This window comes from Pseudonocardia sp. Ae717_Ps2 (genome assembly GCF_001932475.1).
Lineage (GTDB): Bacteria > Actinomycetota > Actinomycetes > Mycobacteriales > Pseudonocardiaceae > Pseudonocardia.
In genome coordinates this window covers 3,633,948-3,653,870 of sequence record NZ_MCIS01000001.1, presented here as the reverse complement: position 1 = coordinate 3,653,870, position 19,923 = coordinate 3,633,948, and the positions used below count along the sequence as shown (strand labels likewise).

At 74.2% G+C, this 19,923-nt stretch carries 19 protein-coding genes; 8 read left to right on the top strand and 11 right to left on the bottom strand.

Going from position 1 to position 19,923, the window contains the following annotated elements:
* Both Ae717Ps2_RS16680 and Ae717Ps2_RS16675 read right to left on the bottom strand, forming a co-directional pair.
* On the bottom strand, positions 1 to 1,524 hold the full coding sequence (locus Ae717Ps2_RS16680) for an AbgT family transporter (RefSeq protein WP_075307169.1): 1,524 nt from the start codon (positions 1,522 to 1,524) through the stop codon (positions 1 to 3).
* The gene (locus Ae717Ps2_RS16675; RefSeq protein ID WP_075307167.1) at positions 1,521 to 2,747 is read right to left on the bottom strand and encodes a threonine synthase; all 1,227 of its coding nucleotides are present in this window, start codon (positions 2,745 to 2,747) and stop codon (positions 1,521 to 1,523) included. The genes Ae717Ps2_RS16680 and Ae717Ps2_RS16675 overlap by 4 nt, the downstream gene beginning before the upstream one ends.
* 150 nt (positions 2,748 to 2,897) lie before the next feature.
* On the opposite strand from Ae717Ps2_RS16675, the gene Ae717Ps2_RS16670 reads away from it, so the two are divergent.
* From Ae717Ps2_RS16670 to Ae717Ps2_RS16660, 3 genes are read left to right on the top strand one after another with little or no spacing between them, the layout of a single operon-like run.
* Entirely contained in the window at positions 2,898 to 3,353 is a 456-nt protein-coding gene (locus Ae717Ps2_RS16670; RefSeq protein WP_075307165.1) for a DoxX family protein, read from the top strand.
* Between the two features lie 28 nt (positions 3,354 to 3,381).
* A complete protein-coding gene (locus tag Ae717Ps2_RS16665; RefSeq protein ID WP_020622390.1) occupies positions 3,382 to 4,218 on the top strand; it encodes an Fpg/Nei family DNA glycosylase in 837 nt (278 codons plus the stop codon).
* A 52-nt stretch (positions 4,219 to 4,270) separates the two neighbouring features.
* Entirely contained in the window at positions 4,271 to 4,639 is a 369-nt protein-coding gene (locus tag Ae717Ps2_RS16660; RefSeq protein ID WP_020622389.1) for a hypothetical protein, read from the top strand.
* Between the two features lie 94 nt (positions 4,640 to 4,733).
* Here the strand turns inward: Ae717Ps2_RS16660 and Ae717Ps2_RS16655 are convergent, their stop codons facing one another.
* From Ae717Ps2_RS16655 to Ae717Ps2_RS16645, 3 genes are all read right to left on the bottom strand, one after another.
* Positions 4,734 to 6,113 (bottom strand): MFS transporter, encoded by a 1,380-nt coding sequence (locus Ae717Ps2_RS16655; protein WP_233147591.1) that lies wholly within the window; start codon positions 6,111 to 6,113, stop codon positions 4,734 to 4,736.
* 25 nt (positions 6,114 to 6,138) lie between these two features.
* A complete protein-coding gene (locus Ae717Ps2_RS16650) occupies positions 6,139 to 6,495 on the bottom strand; it encodes a hypothetical protein (protein WP_020622387.1) in 357 nt (118 codons plus the stop codon).
* Between the two features lie 74 nt (positions 6,496 to 6,569).
* Positions 6,570 to 7,193, bottom strand: a complete 624-nt coding sequence (locus Ae717Ps2_RS16645; protein WP_075307161.1) for a TetR/AcrR family transcriptional regulator — start codon at positions 7,191 to 7,193, stop codon at positions 6,570 to 6,572.
* A gap of 118 nt (positions 7,194 to 7,311) precedes the next feature.
* Between Ae717Ps2_RS16645 and Ae717Ps2_RS16640 the strand changes: the two genes are divergently transcribed.
* Positions 7,312 to 7,809, top strand: coding sequence for an ester cyclase (locus Ae717Ps2_RS16640; protein WP_075307159.1), 498 nt, complete (start codon positions 7,312 to 7,314; stop codon positions 7,807 to 7,809).
* 40 nt (positions 7,810 to 7,849) lie between these two features.
* Here the strand turns inward: Ae717Ps2_RS16640 and Ae717Ps2_RS16635 are convergent, their stop codons facing one another.
* Positions 7,850 to 8,416 carry a hypothetical protein gene (locus Ae717Ps2_RS16635; protein ID WP_075307157.1) on the bottom strand — a complete coding sequence of 189 codons (567 nt, stop codon included), beginning with the start codon at positions 8,414 to 8,416 and terminating at the stop codon, positions 7,850 to 7,852.
* Between the two features lie 285 nt (positions 8,417 to 8,701).
* Here Ae717Ps2_RS16635 and Ae717Ps2_RS16630 point away from each other — a divergent pair, with 285 nt between their 5' ends.
* From Ae717Ps2_RS16630 to Ae717Ps2_RS16620, 3 genes are all read left to right on the top strand, one after another.
* Positions 8,702 to 9,127: a hypothetical protein gene (locus Ae717Ps2_RS16630; RefSeq protein ID WP_075307155.1), complete on the top strand. Its 426-nt coding sequence runs from the start codon at positions 8,702 to 8,704 to the stop codon at positions 9,125 to 9,127.
* Positions 9,128 to 9,318: 191 nt separating this feature from the next.
* Complete coding sequence (locus tag Ae717Ps2_RS16625; RefSeq protein ID WP_075307153.1) at positions 9,319 to 9,627, top strand: hypothetical protein; 309 nt, start codon at positions 9,319 to 9,321, stop codon at positions 9,625 to 9,627.
* A gap of 85 nt (positions 9,628 to 9,712) precedes the next feature.
* Positions 9,713 to 10,678, top strand: a complete 966-nt coding sequence (locus tag Ae717Ps2_RS16620) for an NADPH:quinone oxidoreductase family protein (protein WP_075333579.1) — start codon at positions 9,713 to 9,715, stop codon at positions 10,676 to 10,678.
* 6 nt (positions 10,679 to 10,684) lie between these two features.
* Here Ae717Ps2_RS16620 and Ae717Ps2_RS16615 read toward each other — a convergent pair whose 3' ends face one another.
* From Ae717Ps2_RS16615 to Ae717Ps2_RS16595, 5 genes are all read right to left on the bottom strand, one after another.
* Positions 10,685 to 12,481 carry a hypothetical protein gene (locus Ae717Ps2_RS16615; protein ID WP_075307149.1) on the bottom strand — a complete coding sequence of 599 codons (1,797 nt, stop codon included), beginning with the start codon at positions 12,479 to 12,481 and terminating at the stop codon, positions 10,685 to 10,687.
* A gap of 287 nt (positions 12,482 to 12,768) precedes the next feature.
* Positions 12,769 to 14,559, bottom strand: a complete 1,791-nt coding sequence (locus Ae717Ps2_RS16610) for a BCCT family transporter (protein ID WP_083702398.1) — start codon at positions 14,557 to 14,559, stop codon at positions 12,769 to 12,771.
* A 158-nt stretch (positions 14,560 to 14,717) separates the two neighbouring features.
* Complete coding sequence (locus Ae717Ps2_RS16605; RefSeq protein ID WP_075307147.1) at positions 14,718 to 16,076, bottom strand: serine hydrolase; 1,359 nt, start codon at positions 16,074 to 16,076, stop codon at positions 14,718 to 14,720.
* 10 nt (positions 16,077 to 16,086) lie between these two features.
* Positions 16,087 to 16,908 carry a DNA/RNA non-specific endonuclease gene (locus Ae717Ps2_RS16600; RefSeq protein ID WP_020621785.1) on the bottom strand — a complete coding sequence of 274 codons (822 nt, stop codon included), beginning with the start codon at positions 16,906 to 16,908 and terminating at the stop codon, positions 16,087 to 16,089.
* Positions 16,905 to 17,447 carry an Lrp/AsnC family transcriptional regulator gene (locus tag Ae717Ps2_RS16595; RefSeq protein ID WP_020621786.1) on the bottom strand — a complete coding sequence of 181 codons (543 nt, stop codon included), beginning with the start codon at positions 17,445 to 17,447 and terminating at the stop codon, positions 16,905 to 16,907. Before Ae717Ps2_RS16595 ends, Ae717Ps2_RS16600 begins: the two co-directional genes overlap by 4 nt.
* 173 nt (positions 17,448 to 17,620) lie before the next feature.
* Between Ae717Ps2_RS16595 and Ae717Ps2_RS16590 the strand changes: the two genes are divergently transcribed.
* Positions 17,621 to 19,921: a pyruvate dehydrogenase gene (locus Ae717Ps2_RS16590; RefSeq protein ID WP_075307145.1), complete on the top strand. Its 2,301-nt coding sequence runs from the start codon at positions 17,621 to 17,623 to the stop codon at positions 19,919 to 19,921.
* Positions 19,922 to 19,923: the final 2 nt, after the last annotated feature.

Sequence of the window (19,923 nt, the reverse complement as noted above, 5' to 3'; positions counted from 1 at the left end):
TCACCCGGCCAGCCGGATCGTCGTCCCCGGGCCGAGCGGCAGCCCCAGCAGGACGAACACGCAGAGGATGACCACCCACACCACGAACACCGGCACGACGAACATCGCCATCCGCGAGAACACCGCGCCCAGGGTGAACGAGCGGTCGTAGCGACGGCAGGTCAGCTGCAGCACGTACAGGTAGGGGTTCAGCGGCGAGATCGGGTTGGTGATCGCGTCACCGATCCGGTAGGTCGCCTGGATGACCGCCGGGTGCAGGCCCAGCCCGACGAACACCGGCACCAGTACCGGCGCCAGCACCGTCCACAGCGACGCCCCGGAGAACACCACCATCGCCAGCACCGAGCACAGCACCAGCGCGAGCAGCAATGCGCCGAGCCCGGTCAGGCCGATCGCGCGCAGCCCGGCCGACCCCTCCACCGCCAGCCACGTCCCGACCCCGCTCCAGGTGAACATCGCGATGAACTGGCCCGCGGAGAAGGCGATGACGACGAACCCGAGCATCCCCTTCAGCGACTCGGCCATCATCTCCGGCATGTCCGACGGGCGGGTCACCACGCCCGCGGCGATGCCGTAGGCCAGGCCGGTGACGAGGAAGGTCAGGAACAGCAGCGGGACGATCCCGTCGAGGAACGGGGAGTCGATCAGGGACCCGTCGTCGCCCTGCAGCGGGCCGCCGGGCACGAGCCAGGCCGCCAGCGCGCAGACCAGCCACACCGCGAGGGCGACGCCCGCCACCCGCAGCGCGCGCCGCTCCCGCGCGGTGACCGTCGTGTCCGGCTCACCCGCCGCGTCCGGCTCCGGGTCGACCGGGGGCAGCCCCGGCTCGACGCGGTGCGCCAGGATCCAGCCGAGCACCGCGGGCAGCACGAGCGCCGACACCGCCTGGAACCAGTAGTTCATGAGCACCCCGACGCCGATGTCCGGCGGCGTCCCCGGCGGCAGCACCGACTCGGTCAGCGCGGCCAGGTTCGCGTCCAGCGCACCGACGATCAGCCCGGAGCCGTAGCCGACGGCCGTCGCCGCGAACGCGCCGAGCGCCCCGGCGACCGGATGCCGCCCCACCGAGGCGAACGCGAGCGCCGCCAGCGGGGGGAGGATCACCATCGCCGCGTCGCCCATGAAGTGGCCCTGCACGCACAGGTAGGCCACCGCATACGGCATGAAGCGCCGCGGTACCCGGGTCAGCGCGATGTTCACCAGCGACCGCAGCAGCCCGGTGCGCTCGCAGATCCCGACGCCCAGCAGCATCGTGAGCACCACGCCCAGCGGCGGGAAGCCGATGAAGTTGTCCACCATGGTGGTGAGCAGCTGCCGCAGGCCCGCCACGGACAGGATGTCGCGGACCGGTTGTGCCTGCGGGGCGCCCGGCAGCTGCGCGGTCGCCCCGTTCGCGGCCAGCACCGCCGAGCCGACCCCGAGCAGCAGCAGGAGGATCCAGAACAGGAAGAACGGGTGCGGCACCCGGTTCCCGACCCGCTCGATGCCCCGGATCACCGGTCCGGGCCGGTACGCCGCGGTCACGGGATGCGCCCGTCGGTCGCCAGCACCGGCGCGTCGGCGGGCACGGTGTCGGGGTAGATCAGCCCGCTGCCGGTGTTCAGCACGACGACCGTCTCCGACCCGTCGAGCCAGCCCGACTCCCGCAGCCGGCCCGCCGCGGCGACGCAGGCCGCGCCCTCCGGGCAGATCCAGGTGCCCTCGTCGCGGGCGAGGGCGTGCTCGGCGGCGAGCAGCTCGTCGTCGGAGACGGCGACGGCGGTCCCGCCGGTGTCGTACACGGCGTCGAGGACGAGGAAGTCGCCCAACGCCTTGGGCACGGTGATCCCGAACGCGACCGTGTGCGGGTCGGCCGGGGCGGTCGACTCGCGCAGCCCGGCCTCGAACGCCTCGACGATCGGGGCGCACCCGGTGGCCTGCACCGCGACCAGCCGCGGCAGCGGACCGGAGATCCAGCCCAGCTCCCGCATCTCCGCCAGGGCCTTGTGGATCGCGATGATCCCGACGCCGCCGCCGGTCGGGTAGAGGATCACGTCCGGGCAGCGCCAGCCGAGCTGCTCGACGATCTCGTAGCCCATCGTCTTCTTGCCCTCGATGCGGTACGGCTCGCGCAGCGTCGAGGTGTCCTGGTATCCGGCCCCGTCGGAGTTGCGACGGGCGACGGCGTCGGCGACGAGCCTCCCGGCGTCGCCGATCAGGCCGTCGACCAGGTACAGCTCCCCGCCGGAGACGGCGACCTCGCGCCGGGTGATCTCCGGGGCGTCGACCGGCATCGCGATCAGCGCGCCGAGCCCGGCCCGCGCGGCGTAGCACGCCCAGGCGGCACCGGCGTTGCCGTTGGTGGGCATCGCGACCGCGCGGACGCCGAGTTCGGCGGCGCGGGAGACGCCGACGGCGGCACCGCGGGCCTTGAACGCCCCGGTCGGGATCAGGCCCTCGTCCTTCATCCGCAGGCCCGGCAGCCCGAGGCGGGCGCCGGCCCGGGGGAGCGGCAGCAGCGGGGTCATGCCCTCGCCCATCGTCACCACGTGCGCGGGGTCCCGTACGGGCAGCACCTCGTGGTAGCGCCACAGGTCCGGCGGGCGGGCGGCGATGTCGGCCGGGGTCACCAGGGTGCGGGCGCGGTCCAGGTCGTAGCGGGCGAGCAGCGGGGCGCCGGAGCCCGAGGTGCCCTGCACGGTGTCGGCGTCGAGGACCTCGCCGGTGCGGGAGCACTCCAGGTGGGACAGCGTCGAGAAGTCGGGCACGGGTCCACCTGATCGCCCGCCGTGCCGCGGCGCAACCCGGACGGCGACAGTGTCCCCGCGGGAAGTGACCGCGGACACGACTACGCCTTTCGGACGATCCGGTAGCCTCGGACTGCGAAAGCGTGAACGTTCAACGATCGAGAGGCATCCATGCGCCCGCTTCCCACGCCGTTCTCCGACATCGCACTCCTGCTGGTCCGGCTGCTCGTCGGCGTCGTCCTCGTCGCCCACGGTCTGCAGAAGCTCTCGAACGGGGTCGGCGGTGTCGCGTCGGGCTTCGCCGGCATGGGCATCCCGCTGCCGACGGTGTCCGCGCTGTTCGCGATCGCGGTCGAGATCGGAGGCGGCGTGCTGCTGCTCGCCGGTGCCGCGACGACCGTCGCCGGGCTCGTCGTCGCCGTCGAGATGGTGGGGGCCTACCTGTTCGCGCACCCCGGTCTGAACCCGTTCGTCGACTCGGGCGGCTGGGAGCTGGTCGGCGTGATCGCCGCGGGCGGACTCGCGCTGGCCGCGGCCGGACCGGGCCGGTTCTCGGTCGACGCGCTCGTCGCCGGACGCGGCCGCACCCCGGCCCGGCACGCGGTGGGTGTCTCCTCGGGGGAGTAGGACCCGCCCCCGCGGGGGATCCCGCCGCATGCCCGAGGGACACACCGTGCACCGGCTCGCGCGGCTCCAGCGCCGCCGCTACGCGGGCCGGCCGGTGGCGGTGTCCAGTCCGCAGCGCCGGTTCAGCACCGGAGCCGAGATCGTCGACGGGCGGGTGCTGGTCGACGTGCAGGCCCACGGCAAGCACCTGTTCCAGCACTACGGTCCGGACACCACCGTGCACGTCCACCTCGGGCTGTGGGGCCGGTTCCCGAACCGGGAGCTGCCCCGGGAGCCGCCGCGCGGCCAGGTCCGGATGCGGATCGTCGGCGAGACCCACTACGCCGACCTGCGCGGTCCGGCCGCCTGCGAGCTGCTCGACGACGCCGGGGTGGCGCAGCTGCGGGCCCGACTCGGCGAGGACCCGCTGCGCGACGACGCCGACCCGGCCCGCGTCCGGGAACGGTTCGCCCGCTCCAGGGCCCCGCTGGCAGCGGTGCTCATGGACCAGTCGGTGATCGCGGGCATCGGCAACGTCTTCCGCGCCGAGACGCTGTTCCGTACCGGTCTGGACCCGATGACCCCGGCCCGTGACCTCGACGACCGGTCCTTCGCGCTGCTCTGGGACGACCTGACCGCGATGCTCCACGACGGCGAGCGGCGCGGCCGGATCGAGACGCTGCGTCCCGAGCACGACCCGGCCCTGCTGGAGCCGCCCGACCGCGGCGCGGTCTGCGCCAGCGTCGTCTACGCCTACCGCCGCACCGGACAGCCCTGCCTGGTCTGCGGCGCCCCGATCGCGCACGCCGAGGTCCGCACGCGGAACCTCTTCTGGTGCCCCGGCTGCCAGTCGGGATCCACCGCGCGGCCGCTCACCGAACGGTGACGACCGATGTCCGATCTGTCCTGTACCGGCCGGTAGCGGTACCGTTGGCGCCATGCTGTCGACCGGTCCCGTGCGTCCGGAGACGCGGCGCCGGCCGATCGTCCGGTGGGACGCGGCGCTGTCCGGGGCCGCGCTCGTCGTGACCGGGATGCTGGTCGCCCTCGGGATCTTCGGCGCCGTCTTCCTGGTCGCCTTCTTCGAGTACTGCCCGCCGCGCACGTGCAGCTCGTCGGCCGTGCTCGTGTCGGTCGGCGGCTCGCTGGTGGTCGCCGCGGCCGCCGGCGTGGCCGGTCTCGCCATGACCGTGCTGCGGGTCGTCGAACGTCGTCCGGCCTGGCCGTTCGCGCTGGCCACCCTTGCCGTGGCCGCGTCCGCCGTCGCGTTCGGCGCGGTCCACTACGCGAGCGCGATCGGGTACTGACCTGCTCGGGGGCCGATCCCCCGAGCGCGTGCGCCGGGCCGGGTCCCACGGCCCGTACCGGTGCGCGCTCCGCGGTGCCGCCGCGACCGGTCGGTCACCGTCGAGGGTCGACCGTCCGGTCGGTCGCCTTCGCCGCCTCTGCCGCCTCTGCCTCTGCCGCCGCAGCGCGCTGCGCGGTCCGGCGGAAGCCGATCGCGATCGCCGCCGACATCAGCATCATCACCGCGACCACCCACATCCCGGCCCGCGAGTCACCGGTCAGGTCCTTGAGCCATCCCGCGACGAACGGACCGACGAACCCGGACAGGTTGCCGAAGGAGTTGATCAACCCGATCCCGGCGGCGGCCCCGGCGCCGGTGAGGAAGGCGTTCGGCAGCGACCAGAAGGGCGGGATCGCGGCGAAGACCCCGATCGCGCAGACGGTCACACAGGCCATGACCAGCAACGGCGAGTCCATGTACAGCGCGCCCGCGATCGCCACCGCCCCCACGACGGCGGGGACGGCCACGTGCAGCGGCCGCTCCCCGCTGCGGTCGGAGCGCCGGGCCCACAGCACCATCGTCACCGACGCGATCGCGTACGGCACCGCGGTGATCAGGCCGACCTCGACCAGCGAGTAGTCGGCGCCGAACTGCTGCTCGAACCCGGCGACGATCTGGGGGAGGAAGAACGCCAGGACGTAGAGCCCGAACACGATCCCGAAGTAGACGACCGACAGGGCCACCACCCGGCCGTCGCGCAGGGCGGCGGCGACCCCGCGGTCCTGCCCGGCCGCCGCCGCGTCCTCGGCGGCGATCCGCTCCTCCAGCGCGACCGCCTGGTCGGTGGGCAGCCACCGGGCCCGGGTCGGACGGTCCGGCAGCAGCCACAGCACCGCGATGCCCAGCAGCACCGCCGGGATGCCCTCGACGAAGAACATGAAACGCCAGCCGGCGTCGAAGCCCAGGGCGCCGTCGCCGATCGAGATCAGCCACGTCGACAGCGGCCCGCCGACCACCGAGGACAGCGGCACGGCCAGGAAGAACAGGGCGACGATCCGCGCCCGCTCGACCCTCGGGAACCAGTAGGTCAGATACAGGATGATGCCCGGGAAGAAGCCGGCCTCGGCGATGCCGAGCAGCACCCGCACGACGTAGAAGCCGATCTCGCCCTGGATGAACGCCGTCGACGACGCGACGACGCCCCAGGTCACCATGATCCGGGCGATCCAGATCCGCGCCCCGACCCGGTGCAGGATCACGTTGGACGGGACCTCGAAGAAGAAGTACCCGACGAAGAACAGCCCGGCGCCCAGACCGTAGGCGGCCGCGGACAGGCCCAGGTCGGCGTTCATCGTCAGCGACGCGAACCCGACGTTGACCCGGTCGATGTAGTTCAGCAGATAGGCCAGGGCGAGCAGCGGGATGAGCCGCTTCGTCGCCGTCCGTACGGCCGTCGAGACCAGCACGCCGTCCCCCTCCGTTGCGGTGCGCACGCCAGCGCAGTCTCGCCGCCGGAGGTCAGTCCTTCAACCAGGCGTAGGCGGTGTGCCGGGACACACCGAGCGCCGCCGCCATCGCGCTGACCTCGCAGCCGGCCTCGCGCCCGGCCCGCAGCAGCTCACGGCGACGCTCGCGCGGGGCGTCCGCGGCGGCCCGCAGCTGTTCGAGCACGGCCGCGGACTCGGCGGACTCCCGGCGTCGGCCCACCCCGGGCCGGGAGAACGCGCGCACGGCGTCGGCGTCCCAGACCTTGCGGCCGTCCGGGCCGGGGTCGGGCAGCGGGGGCGGTGCCTGGCCGCGGGAGACGTAGGAGTTCCAGGTGCCCACCTGCACGCCCCAGTGGGCGGCGCACTCGTCGCTGGTCCAGGTCGTCACGACAGGAGGGTGCCACGGTCCGCCCGGCCCGGCGGTGTCGGTCCGTGGCGGGGTCGGGAACGGTCCGACCGCGGTCATCCTCCCGGCGGTGCACCGAGGGGGCCTGCCAGCAGGTCCCGCACGGCGGCGGCGCAGTCGGCCGGGGTCCGGCCGGGCCGCCCGTGGGGGTCGGCGACCGCGTTCATCGCCCCGAACAGCAGATCGCGGACGAGCCGGGGAGCGGGCCCGGCGGCGATCGCCCCCGCGCGTTGCGCGTCGTCGACCAGCTCGGTCCACCGGCTCCGGTAGCGGTGCAGGAGCACGCGGTAGATCGCGAGCGACGCGTCCCGGCCCGGCTCGGGCATGGTGAGCACGACCGCGGCGTAGTCGCTCAGCTCCACCAGGGCGTCGAGGTGCGCACGGACGGCGGCCCACAGGCGGGCCCCGGCATCGGCGGCGGTGAGCGGGGCCAGGGCGTCGTCGAGGTGGCGCAGCGACTCGCGCAGGCCCTCCTCGAGCACCGTCGCGATCAGCTCGTCCTTCGAGCCGAAGTGGAAGTAGACGCTCCCGGTCCGCAGTCCCGCGGCCTCGGCGATCCCGCTGAGGCTGACCCCGACCCGCCCGTCGCGGGCCAGCAGGGACGCGGCCGCGTCGAGCAACCGGCGTCGGGTCCGGTCCCCCTTGGACGGGCGGTCGGGCGCGGCGGGCACGGTCGCCATTCTCACCTCCCACCGCCACGACGACATCGGAGCGCCCCGGAACGCGGCGCTGCCGGAGTGCTGCCCCAGCATTCTATGCTAGCTTAAAAACTAACGACCATTAGTTTCTGGAGGAGCCATGACGATCCCCTCGCCCTCGGCCGCCCGGGACGCCGCACCACTGGACCCGACCGAGGCGCTGGGCTGGTACGGGAGCTGGATCGACGCGTGGAACAGCCACGATCCGGACCGGGTCCGCCCGCTGGTGACCGACGGCTTCCGGCTCGAGACGCCGACGACGCGCAACTCCGGCTGGGACGTACGGGGACCTGACGCCGCCGCCGACTACATGCGTTACGTGCTCACCGCGTACCCGGACCTGACCTGGGAACGCACCGGGCCGCCGCTGCTCGCACCCGATGTCCCGCGCGCCGCCTTCACCTGGCGCGGGACCGGGCACTTCACCGGCACGCTCACCCCGCCCGGGATCCCCGGGACCGGCCTCCCGTTCGACTTCGTGGGCCTGGAGGTCTTCGACTTCCGGGACGGCCGCGCCGACCGACTGCACGCCAGCTACGACCTGATGGGGCTGCTGCGCCAGACCGGGGTCCTGCGCAGTGGCTCGGGGCGCCGCTGACCCGCCCGTCCGACGGCGGGGCGGCCGACGGCCGGTGGTCTCACGGCCGCAGCGCGGCGACCACCCAGCGCAGCGACGTCCGGTCGGTGCAGGTCGCGAGCAGCTCGGCCTGCTCGATGCTCTCGGCGTCGCGGCGACGGGCGTCGAACAGGTCCTCGACCAGGCCGGGCACGTCGCGGTGCTCCCCGGGCAACGGCTCGTCGCCGCCGGGCAGCCCGAGGCGGGCGACGACCAGCCGCAGCGTGCGGTGCCCGATCAGCCGCATGCCCGGGGACAGCAGCGCCGAGTTCCGCGGGGGAGTGGCGCCGGCGGCGGACTCCTGTCCGGGCAGCGGGACCGCGCCGGGCGGGACGCCGGGCAGGCTCACCGCGGACACCGCGATCACGCCGCCGTCGAGCAGGGCCCACGCGTCGATCGCGGGGCGGTGCGTCTCCCGGCCCGACGCGGTGGCCAGATCCTGCTCGGCCAGCCAGCGACGCAGCCGCGGACGCAGGTCCCAGCGCACGTCGAACACGCCCTCGGCCAGGTCGGACGGTGTGAACACCTCGTCCCACCGCGGGCCGCCGGCTGCCCCGTTCCCGACACCCGTCTCGGGCTGGATCGCCATCTTCGTCCCCCGACCCGGGGCACGCGCGGTCCCGGGGGATCAGGATAGGACGGTCCGCACGGGCGTACAGGCTGGTGCACACGGCCGTACCCACAGGTGTGACGGCACGACCGACGCGGCGACGAGCGGCGTCCCCGACACGCCGATCAGCAGGCGATGTCACGCAACGTGAGCGAATCTGCCGATGTCTGCGTGACAGATGACACGATCGAGCGAGTCCGCCGCAGGCGGTAACGAGGCAGGATGAGTCGAGCGATCCACAAGTGACGGCGACGTGGAGGCGACATGGACGGGCAGTTCGACAGGGTTCCGGCGGTGCACCCGGGGATGATCCCCGCGGCACGGCGGTCGGTGGAGAACCTGCCGTCCGGACGAGGCGTGGTCGACGGCGAGCGGGGCCGCGTGCTGGCCCGCTACGCGCGGCTCATGCGGTCCGGCCGGCCGGAGGTCTGCCTGCCCGGGCGGCGCGAGATCGAGGACCGCGAGCGGTTGGGCGCCTCCGCGACCGGCAGCGACGGCAAGGTCATCTACCCGGACCGGGACGCGGCCGAGTGTGCCGCCCGCGAGCTGGAGGCCCTCGGGGGGCGCCCGCAGCGAGCCTACCTGTGCCGGCGGTCCCGCCGCGGGCACTACCACCTGACCACCGACGCCGTCGCCCAGCGCCGTCGCGACCCGGCGCAGCTCATCCCGCAGCCGCGCCGCGGCGACTGAGCCGGACCCGACCCGATCCACGACGACCCCCGGTGCCGATGGCGCCGGGGGTCGTCGTGCGTCCGCGGCCGGTTCGCGGCGGATGTCACACCGATGTGATGCGCAGCACACGCTGATCGTCTAGCGTGGGGTGTGGCAGCGGTCACGTCACCGCCGAGCCGACGTCCCACCACCACGCATCGGAGGGCCCCGTGAACCCGCACCTGCTGGAGGAACGCGTCGCCACCGTCAACGGCGGCCGCGACCTCGCCGACCCCGCCCGCGCCCGGCTGCGCGCCCACAAGGCCACCGCCGACGCCTGCCGTCGGCGCGCCGCCGAGCGTCGCGCCGAGCTGGAGCGCGCCCTGGCCGGGGGCACCACCGGCGACGCCCTGGACCTCATGCTGGAACTCGACGCGCTCGAGCGGGTGCAGGACCGCATCGACAACCGGCTCTCCGAGCTCTGCGACGCGCTCACCGAGCCGCGCACCCCGCGCTACGGCGACGCCCAGCCCGTGTAGCCGTACCCGCGGCCCGTGTGGATCACCCGCGCCCGTGGTTCGATGACCGGCGGACACCGCCGTCGGACCACGAGGGAGAGCACACGTGCGTGCAGTGCAGGTCAGCGAGCTGGACGGGCCGTCCGCGGTCCGCGTCGCCGAGGTCGAGCCGCCGGTCCGCGGTGACGGCGAGGTCCTCATCGACGTCGCCGCGGCCGGGGTGAACTTCCCGGACGTCCTGCTGACCAAGGGGATGTACCAGTACAAGCCGGAGCCGCCGTTCACCCTGGGCTCCGAGTGCGCCGGCACGGTGCGCGAAGCGGGCCCGGACAGCCGGTTCGCCGCCGGGGACCGGGTCGTCGCGTTCACCATGTCCGGGGTGTTCGCCGAGACCGTCTCCGCTCCCGAGCAGCACGTCTTCCCGCTGCCCGACGAGGTGGAGTTCGCCGCGGGCGCCTGCCTGCCGATGAACTACCTGACCGCGCACTTCACCCTCGACACCCGCGGTGGCCTGCGGGCGGGGGAGACGGTGCTCGTCCAGGGCGCCGCGGGCGGCGTCGGGACCGCGGTCGTCCAGCTGGCCGCCGCGATGGGGGCCACCGTCATCGGTGTCACGTCCACCGAGGCCAAGGCCGAGGTCGCGCGGCGCGCGGGCGCGGCGCACACCGTCGGCGTCGACGGGTTCAAGGATGCGGTCAAGGAGCTGACCGGCGGCGCGGGCGTCGACATGGTCGTCGACCCGGTCGGTGGCGACCGCTTCACCGACTCGGTCCGCTGCCTCGGCCCGCTCGGCCGCCTCATGGTCGTCGGGTTCACCGCGGGTGACATCCCGACGGTGAAGGTGAACCGGCTGCTGCTGAACAACGTCGACGTCCGCGGCGTCGGCTGGGGCGCCTACGCGCTGGGCCGCCCGGACTTCATCCGCGCCGAGTGGGACGCCCTGCTCCCGCACCTGCGCTCCGGCGCGCTCACCCCGCTGATCAGCGAGCGCTTCGGCCTCGACGACGCCGCGACCGCCCTGTCCCGGATCGACGACCGCACCGTCACCGGCAAGGTCGTGCTGCTGACCTGAGCCGGGTCAGCCGGCCGGCTCCAGGTTGTGCCGGACCGCGGCGCGCGGCAACGGCGCCGTGGTCTCGGCGGCCGCGGTGCGCGGCGCCGTGGTCCCGGCGGCCGCCGTGCGCGGCGCTGCCGTCTCGGCGGCCGCCCTGCGCGGCGCCGGGGTGGGGCCGACGTGGCGGTGCGGCGCCGGCACCGCCACGGACTCGGCGACGTGCAGCCGGTGCCGGGCGGCCACCGCCCGCCCGGCCGGGCCGGTCACGGACAGCGCGTGCAGCGCCAGGGCCCGGTGGGCCGGCACCTCGCAGCGGCGCAGGAAGCGGTCCAGCTCGCGTACGGCGTCGCCGGGGTGGCGGGCCAGCGCCCACGCGGCCAGCTCGGCCTCGGCGACGTCGGTCCGCACCCCGCTCATCCGCACGCACACGTACTCGACGTCCTCGTCGGCCAGCTCGCCCGGCGCGGGCAGGTGCATGCCCTGCTCGGTCAGGTACTCGTGCACCGCCCACAGCCCCATCGGGGTGAGCGCGACCACCGTGGGGTCCGGGTCGTCGCGGTGCGCGACCCGGGACAGCTCGTCGAGCTCGTCGGCGTCGAGGGTCTCGGTCAGCTCGATCGCGCCGAGCAGCTCGCAGGCGTCCAGCAGGGCGGTGACGTCGCGGCGCCACAGCCGCTGCTCGACGTCGCCGGCGAGATCGTCGACGACACAGCCCGCCTCGTCGTTGACGGCGTCGCGGACCTGGCGGTGGAAGTGCTCGAGCGGGACCGGCCCGCCGCCGGTGGCGTACAGGCCGACCCACAGCATCGGGAAGGCCTGCGACATCGACATCCCGAACAGCGACGGCGCGCCGAACACGTCGGTCCCGCCCAGGCTGTCGCCGAGGCGGCCGACCGACTCGAACACCCTGCGCCACAGCTCGATCGGCCGGTTCAGCAGCGGGCCCGCGCTCTTGACCGGGAGCAGCCGCCCGCGCACCACACGGACCAGGCGCGCCGAGCGGGCCCAGCGCAGCAGCAGCGACACCTCGGGCAGGTCGTCGCTGGTGCGGGCGGTCTCGCGGTAGATGTGGTCGAGCTGCAGGTGCGCGGCGAGGTCGAGCGCGTCGGTGCGGTCGAGGCGGCCGTCGGAGGTGAGTCGGCGCCCGGCCCGCACCCACAGGGTCAGCTTGCGGAGCAGCTCGAGTGCCTCGGAGCGCTCCGCGGCCTCGACGAGCGCCGCTGCGCCGGGCATCGGCACCGGCGGCAGCTCGGGGTTCCACTCGGTGCGGGTGGGCCGCTGCGCCTCCCGCCGCATGATCTCGGCGAGCGCGTGCCGGTCGACGTCGGTCTCCCCGGCGCCGGCGCGGTCGAGGAACCGCTGCACGGCGGCCGGGTCGGCCGGGTCGACGCCGTGGCGGTGCAGCTGCACGCCCCAGAACTTGCCCAGGTCGTAGTTGCGCTCGTCGGCGAGACCGTCGTGCAGTGCGGGGGTGGAGTCGAGGACCTGACGGTGCAGCGCGTCCGCCGGGTGCGACTGCGGGTCGAACCAGTCGTGCTCGTCGAGGAAGTCGATGAGCGCGTGGAAGGCGGGGGCGACGTCGTCGGGCTCGAGCACGGTCACCTTGCGCGGGAACCACATGCCCAGCGCGTCGGCGATGTGCGAGCGGGTCCAGCGGCCCAGCCTGCGGTCGCGGGCGTACTTGTAGTCCAGCACGGCGGCGACGAGCGTGGTGTCGACCTCGACGCGACGGCGGCGGGCCCAGAGGGAGAACTGCTCCAGCAGGCGGCTGCGGGCCTCGGCGTACCCCTGGTCGTCCCCCGGGGTGAAGACGAGACGCATCCGGCCCACTGTGTCAGGTCCCTCCCATCCGCTCCGGCTGCGGCGCAGCACTTTCCGATGATCGTCGGTGCGCGCGGGGGCCGTGCACCGGGTGGTCGCAGGAGGTCCAACGAGCGCGGTCGGCCCGGGTCACTTCCCGACCGCTCACCATCGGTGGGCGGTCGGTCACGGGCCGTCCGATCGTCCGGCCGCCCCCGCGACCGTGAGCCCTCGACCCTGCCACGGACGACGACGGCCGGACACCCCGGGGAGGGGGTCCGGCCGCCGTCGTGTGCGACGAGAGGCGCTCAGTCGCCGCCGACCGGGCTGTCGCGCCGTTCGGCGGTCGCCCGCGTCGACCCGTCGCCGGTCGATCCGTCCGGTCCGTCGGTCCCGGTCGCGACGGCACCGTTGCCGTTGCCACTGCCGGGGGCGTTCTCGTCGTCCGGGTCGAACGCGCCGACCTTGACGTAGAAGTGCTCGCCGTGGTTGACGGTGGCCCAGTCGACCGCCTGCTCCAGCACCTGTGCGCCCTTCTCGTCCCGCAGCACGACCTTGTCGCGACGCAGGTCCTTGAACAGCGCGAAGCACAGCAGCACCATGATCACGACGAACGGTGCCGCGACCAGGATGGTCAGGTTCTGGATGCCGTCCAGGGCGTTCTCCCCGCCGGTGACCAGCATCAGCACGGCGACCGCGCCCATGACCGAGCCCCAGAAGACCACGACCCACTTGGTGGGCTCGATGGTGCCGCGCTGGGACAGGGTGCCCATGACGATCGACGCGGCGTCGGCGCCGGAGACGAAGAAGATGGCGACCAGGACCATGACGAGCAGGCCGGTGACGGTCGCCCACGGGTAGGCGCCGAGTACCTGGAACAGCTGGACGTTGGAGTCGTCGGAGAACTGTGTGCCCTGCTGGGCCTGGGTGATGGCGGTGCCGCCGAAGATGCAGAACCAGACCAGCGAGACCAGGCTGGGTGCGAGGATGACGCCGCCGACGAACTCGCGGATGGTGCGCCCGCGCGAGATCCGGGCCAGGAACATGCCGACGAACGGCGTCCAGGAGATCCACCACGCCCAGTAGAAGATCGTCCAGCCGGAGAGCCATTCGAGCATCGGCTCGCCGCCGACGGCCTCGGTGCGCCCGACCATCTCGAAGAACTGGGAGAAGTAGGCGCCGATCGAGGTCGGGATCAGGTCGAGGATGATCACCGTCGGGCCGACGACGAACACGAAGAACGCGAGCACCGCCGCCAGCACCATGTTGGTGTTGGACAGCCACTGGATGCCCTTCTCGACGCCGGAGACGGCGGAGAGGATGAACGCGGCGGTCAGGACGACGATGATCGCGGCGAGCAGCCAGGGGCTCACCGGGCCGTCGACCCAGCCGACGGTCTGCATGCCGCCGCCGATCTGGAAGGCGCCCAGGCCGAGGGAGGCGGCGGAGCCGAACAGCGTCGCGAAGATCGCGAGGATGTCGATGGCCCGGCCGATGGAGCCCTCGGCGGCCTTGCGGCCGATCAGCGGGACGAAGGCCTGGCTGATGAGCTGCCGGCGGCCCTTGCGGAAGGTGGAGTAGGCGATGGCGAGGCCGACGACGGCGTAGATCGCCCACGGGTGCAGCGTCCAGTGGAACAGCGAGGTCGCCATCGAGGTCTGCAGCGCGTCGACGGTGCCGGGCTCGGCGGAGCCGGGGGGCGGTGACCGGAAGAAGGTCAGCGGCTCGTTCACGCCGAAGAACATCAGTCCGATGCCCATGCCGGCGGAGAACATCATGGCGATCCAGGAGACCGTGCGGAACTCGGGTTCCTCGTCGTCGGCGCCGAGCTTGATGCGTCCGAACCGGCTGAAGGCCAGGAACAGTGCGAAGGCGACGAAGGCGGTCGCGGCGAGGATGAAGCCCCAGCCACCGCCGCGCATCAGCCCGCCGAGCATCGCCTCGGCGGTGGCACCGAGGGTGTCGGCGCTGAGCAGCCCCCACAGCACGAACAGCAGCGCGAGCGCGGCTCCGACGCCGAACACGATCCAGTCGGTGCGGGGACGGCCGTCCCCGGTCGTGCCCGGACGGTCGTCCGGTGGTGATTGGGCCTGTGTCATACGTGGTCACGCCCGCGTGCCGGGCGCATCCCCCCTCCGCTCTCGTTCGTGCAGAAATGGTGCACAAGTCGTTTTGTGTGCCGAAAGTGTAGGTACTCGGCCCTCCCCGTGTCGCAGTGCGAGCCGAACCGTGATGTCGGCCGGCGACGTCGGCGACGTCAGACCGTGGTCCAGCCCTCGTCCGAGACGCCGCCCGGGACCGGCGCGGCCGGGTCGTAGGGGGTGCGGGTGAAGACGAACGTCGCCAGCCACAGGTGGTCGCGGGCGATCCGCAGGGTCTCCCCGGCGAAGTAGCCGTCCAGGCCGATCCAGGTGCCGTCCGGGCCCGGCCGGAACCGCGACGCGCGCCCGGGCCTGCCGAGCCCGCCCAGGTGCAGCAGACCGCCGCCGACCGAGCGCAGCACGTACGGCGACGGCCCCCAGAACCACGGGCCGAGCAGCTCCGGATCGACCGGGCAGGGCTGCGGGGTCCACGGCTCGACGACGCGGGGCTCGGCGACGCGCAGGTCGTTCAGCAGCCCGGCGGGCAGCCCGCCGTCCATCCCGGAGGTGGTGTTGCCCATCGCCAGCGCGCCGGTGCCCTCCTCGCGGTCCACCCAGAGCCCGGCGAGGAAGCCGGGCATGGAGCCGCCGTGCCCGACCAGCGTCGTCGTGCCGCCGCCGGGCCGTTCGTGCCGCTGGACCTGCACGCCCAGTCCGTAGCCCGCCCAGATCGGCGACGACGGGTCGACGCCGGCGGGCAGCGTCATCTCCTCGACCGTCGCCGGCGAGAGCACCCCGCCGGTGTCGCCGAGCAGCAGCGCGCCGAGCCGGGCCAGGTCCGCCGCGGTGCACCACAGCTGCCCGGCGGCGGCCATCACCCCGGCGTCGTGCTCGGGCTCGGCCAGGACGAGGTCGGCCCACGGGTGCACCGCCCGGCCCGCGGCGGCGGGCTGCTGAGGACGGGGCGAGGTGCGGGTCATGCCGAGCGGGAGCAGGACCTCGTCGCGGGCGACGTCGGTCCAGGCGCGGCCGCGCAGGCGGGCGACGACCTCGCCGAGCAGCCCGAACCCGAGGTTGGAGTAGTGGAAGCGGCGCGCCGCGGGCAGCACCCGGTCGGCGTCGCCGAGGCCCAGCTCGTCCAGGGTGCCGCCGGGGGTGCGCTCCCACCACTGGCCGGGGCTCTCCGAGCCGGCGCCGGCGAGGTGGGACAGCAGCTGGCCCACGGTGCGGTCGCCGAGCGGGGTGCCGGGCACGTGCCGGTCCAGCGGGTCGTCGAGGTCGAGCAGGCCCTCGTCGCGCAGCCGCAGGACGGTGACCGCGCAGACGGTCTTGGAGATGGAGCCGATCCGGTACTGGACGTCGTCCGCGGCGGCCGGGCCGTCGGCACCGTCGGGCAGGGCGCCGCGGCCGGCGTGCCAGACCAGGGCGCCGTCGCGGACCACCCCGGCGACGAGCGAGGGGACGCGGCCGTCGCGCTGGGCGCGGGCGACGCGGGCGAGCAGGGTGCGCTGGGTGCTGGGGAGCAGCTCGGTCACGCGGGCGAGCCTAGATCCCCCGGATGTCGGCGAACGACCGCAGCCGGACCGCCCGCTCCGACAGCGCGGCGGGCACCGGCTCGGGTACCGGCATCCGGTCCGCGGCGGTCAGCGGGCCCAGGTCGAGCCCGGTGAGCTCGCCGATCCGGGCCACCGGCACCTGGAAGGTGCGGTAGGGGCCCAGCGGCGGTGGGTCCCCGGCCGGCGGCTCGGCGAGGTCACCGAGCTCGGGCGTCTGGTCGAGCAGGTAGGCGGTGGTGCCCAGGGCGCCGCCGGTGACGAAGGCGCCGATCTTCCAGAACAGCCGCGGGACCAGCACACCGCGGTACTCCGGGTCGTCGTCGGCGAGCACCGGGCCGGTGAACACCACCAGCCGGCGGTCGTTGTCGCCCGCGTTGTCGAGCAGGTAGTCCTCCAGGCCGCCCCAGGTCTGCTTGTCCTGGTTGAAGGCGGCGGCCTGCGGGGCGGCGTTGGTGTAGTGGAACGTGTCGGACTCGGCGGTCGCGGCCTCGGCCGGCTCGCCCCACACCGGGTCCTGGCGGCGCACCAGGTGGCCGCGGTCGAGGTCGTTGTCGGCGTAGAGCTCGGGGCCGGCCTGCTGCTCAGCGGGCAGCCGGTCGTCGAGGCGCCAGTCGTCGGATCGCTCCAGCTGCCGCAGGGTCGCCCCGTCGATCGCGACGGCGGTGGCCGCGGCCAGCCGCCGGTCGGGCCGGTGCAGCGTCGAGAAGTGGGTGTAGGGGAGCAGGACCGTGTCGATCCCGGGGAGCGTCGGCATCGGCGTCGCGACGCCGAGGAAGTCCTGGTCGAAGCCGGGGGAGGCGGGGGCGCTCATCGTCGTGACGGTAGCGGTGCGGGGTGAACGACGGGTGCGGCTGCGTCGCCGTCGGCGAGGCGGCGCAGCAGCGGCGCGGTGCGGAACCCGACCAGCGAGCGCATGACCAGCGACGTCGAGGTCCGTTCCACCCCGTCGATCGCGAGCAGGTGCCCGGCGATCCGGTAGAGGTCGTCGGCGTCGCGGGCGACCAGGTGCACCATCAGGTCCTCGGGGCCGGAGATGCCGTGCACCTCCAGCACCTCCGGTACCCGGTCCAGCGCGTCGGCGACGGCGGCGAGCTCGCGCTGCACCACCCGCACCGTCACGAAGGCGGTCAGCGGGTAGCCCAGTGCCGCCGGGTCGACGCGCCGCTCGAAGGTGTCCAGCGCACCGAGCCGGTCCAGCTTCGCCAGCCGGGCCTGCACCGTGTTGCGGGACAGGCCGACCTGCTCGGCGAGGGCGAGCACCGTCGCGCGCGGGTCCTGCGCCAGGGCCAGCAGCAGCCGGGCGTCGTGGCCGTCGAGCGTGGCGCGGCCGTCGCCGGTCGTTCCCGTCACGTGGTGCCTCCGTCGTGTCCGTGGGTGCGCAGTATGCCGCGCCCGCACCGATCCAGCCCCGCCCGGACCGTGCAGTCTGCTCAGTGTTCACCGACCCGGTTGTGCACTCGTCCGAGCTGATGGTGGGCTGACGGAGCAGGCTGCATGGGGCGACGAGGCTGGAGTGGTGTGCGATGGGCACTCAGGCGGTGGCGACGGACACGCTCGTCGAGATCGAGAAGCGGGTGTTGTGGCTGGCGACCGCGATCGTCGACGCGGCCAACCGGCGCGGTGACCCGAGCGGGCTGAAGGTGGGCGGGCACCAGGCGTCGTCGGCGTCGATGACGACGATCATGACCTCGCTGTGGTTCGAGCACCTGCGGGCCGGGGACCGGGTCTCGGTCAAGCCGCACGCGTCCCCGGTGCTGCACGCGATCAACTACCTGCTCGGCGAGCTCGACGAGCGCTACCTGGGCACGCTGCGCGCGTTCGGCGGGCTGCAGTCCTACCCGTCGCGGTCCAAGGACCCCGACCCGGTCGACTACTCGACCGGCTCGGTGGGGATCGGCGCGACCGCCCCGATCTGGGGTGCGCTGGCCCGCCGCTACGTCGACACCCACTTCGGGGGTGCCGGCCACGGCAGGCAGTACTCCCTGGTCGGCGACGCCGAGCTCGACGAGGGCGCGGTCTGGGAGGCCATCCTCGACCCGATGGTCGGCGAGCTCGGCGAGGTGGTGTGGATCGTCGACCTCAACCGCCAGTCCCTGGACCGGGTCGTCCCCGCGATCGGCGCGCCGCGGATCGAGGGCATGTTCTCCGCGGCCGGCTGGCAGGTCCTCACCGTCAAGTACGGCAGGCTGCTGCACGAGCTGTTCGACCGGCCCGGCGGCGACGCGCTGCGCGCCCGGATCGACACCATGCAGAACGCGGAGTACCAGCGCCTGCTGCGCTGCGACGCCGACGAGGTCCGCACCCGGCTCCCCGACGGACACGCGGACCTGGCCTCGCTCGTCGCCGACCTCGACGACGACACCCTGCTCGCCGCGGTGCGCAACCTCGGCGGGCACGACACCGCCGCGCTGCGCGACGCGTTCGCCGCGATCGACGACACCCGGCCCACGGTGATCCTCGCCTACACCGTGAAGGGGCACGGCCTCGCGACCGCGGGCCACCCGCAGAACCACGGCTCGATCCTGGGCGCCGACCAGGTCCGCGAGCTGGCCGACGCCGTCGGCGTCGACCCCGAGGACCCCTGGCGGCGTTTCGACCCGGAGTCCCCGGCGGGCGAGGCCGTGGCGCGCGCGGCGGCGCGGCTGCGCCGCGACCCGGTCGACGAGCAGCCGGTCCCGCCGCTGCCGACCGACATCGGGCGCACCCCGACCGGGCGTGCCACCACCCAGGCCGCGCTCGGCCGGGCCCTGCTCGACCTCACCCGCGAGGCCCCCGAGGCGGCGAAGCGGGTCGTGACGCTGTGCCCGGACGTGTCGTCGTCGACGAACCTGGGCGGCTGGGTGAACAAGGTCGGCGTCTGGTCCACCGCGGAGCGCAAGGACTGGTTCGACGACGACCCCGAGACGATCCTGCACTGGCGCGAGCGGCCCACCGGTCAGCACCTGGAGCTGGGGATCGCCGAGGGGAACCTGGTCGGGGCGCTGGGGGAGCTCGGCGCCACCTGGTCGCGCTGGGGCCGTCCGGTGCTGCCGATCGGGGTGCTCTACGACCCGTTCGTCGAGCGCGCGTTGGAGCCGTGGTCGTTCGGGATCTACGCCGGCGGGCAGTCGATCCTGGTCGGCACCCCGTCCGGGGTGTCGCTGGCGCCCGAGGGCGGCGCCCACCAGTCGGTGACGACGCCGTCGGTCGGGCTGGAGCAGCCCGGCTGCGTGACCTACGAGCCGGCGTTCGCGATCGACACCGAGTGGACGCTGCTGGCGTCGCTGGCCCGGCTCGGTCGCCCGGACGGCACCAGCGCCTACCTGCGCCTGTCGACGCGGCCGGTGGACCAGAGCCTCGCGGCGGTCCCGGCCGACCCGGCCGCGCGCGAGCGGCGCCGCCGCCAGGTGGTCGCCGGGGCCTACCCGCTGCGCCGCGCCGCGGGGACACCCGCGCTGACCATCGCGGTGGCCGGGGCGCCGACGACCGAGGCGCTCGCCGCCGCCGACCGGCTCGCCGAGCTCGGCCACGACGTCGACGTCGTCGTGGTGACGAGCCCGGGTCTGCTGTTCGACGCGCTGCAGGCCCGCTCCGGGCGCCCCGCCCGACCGCAGGCCGAGCCGTGGATCCTGGAGTCGGCGTTCCCCGCGCGCCGGGCCGCGCCGCTGGTCACCCTGCTCGACGGGCACCCGCACACCCTCGCGTTCCTCGCCGGGGTCAACCAGGTCCCGGCGACGCACCTGGGCGTGCACCGCTTCGGGCAGTCCGGCGATCTGGCCTCGGTCTACGCCCACCACGGGCTCGACGCGGACACGGTCGTGGCGGCCGGGCTGGACCTGCTCTAGGA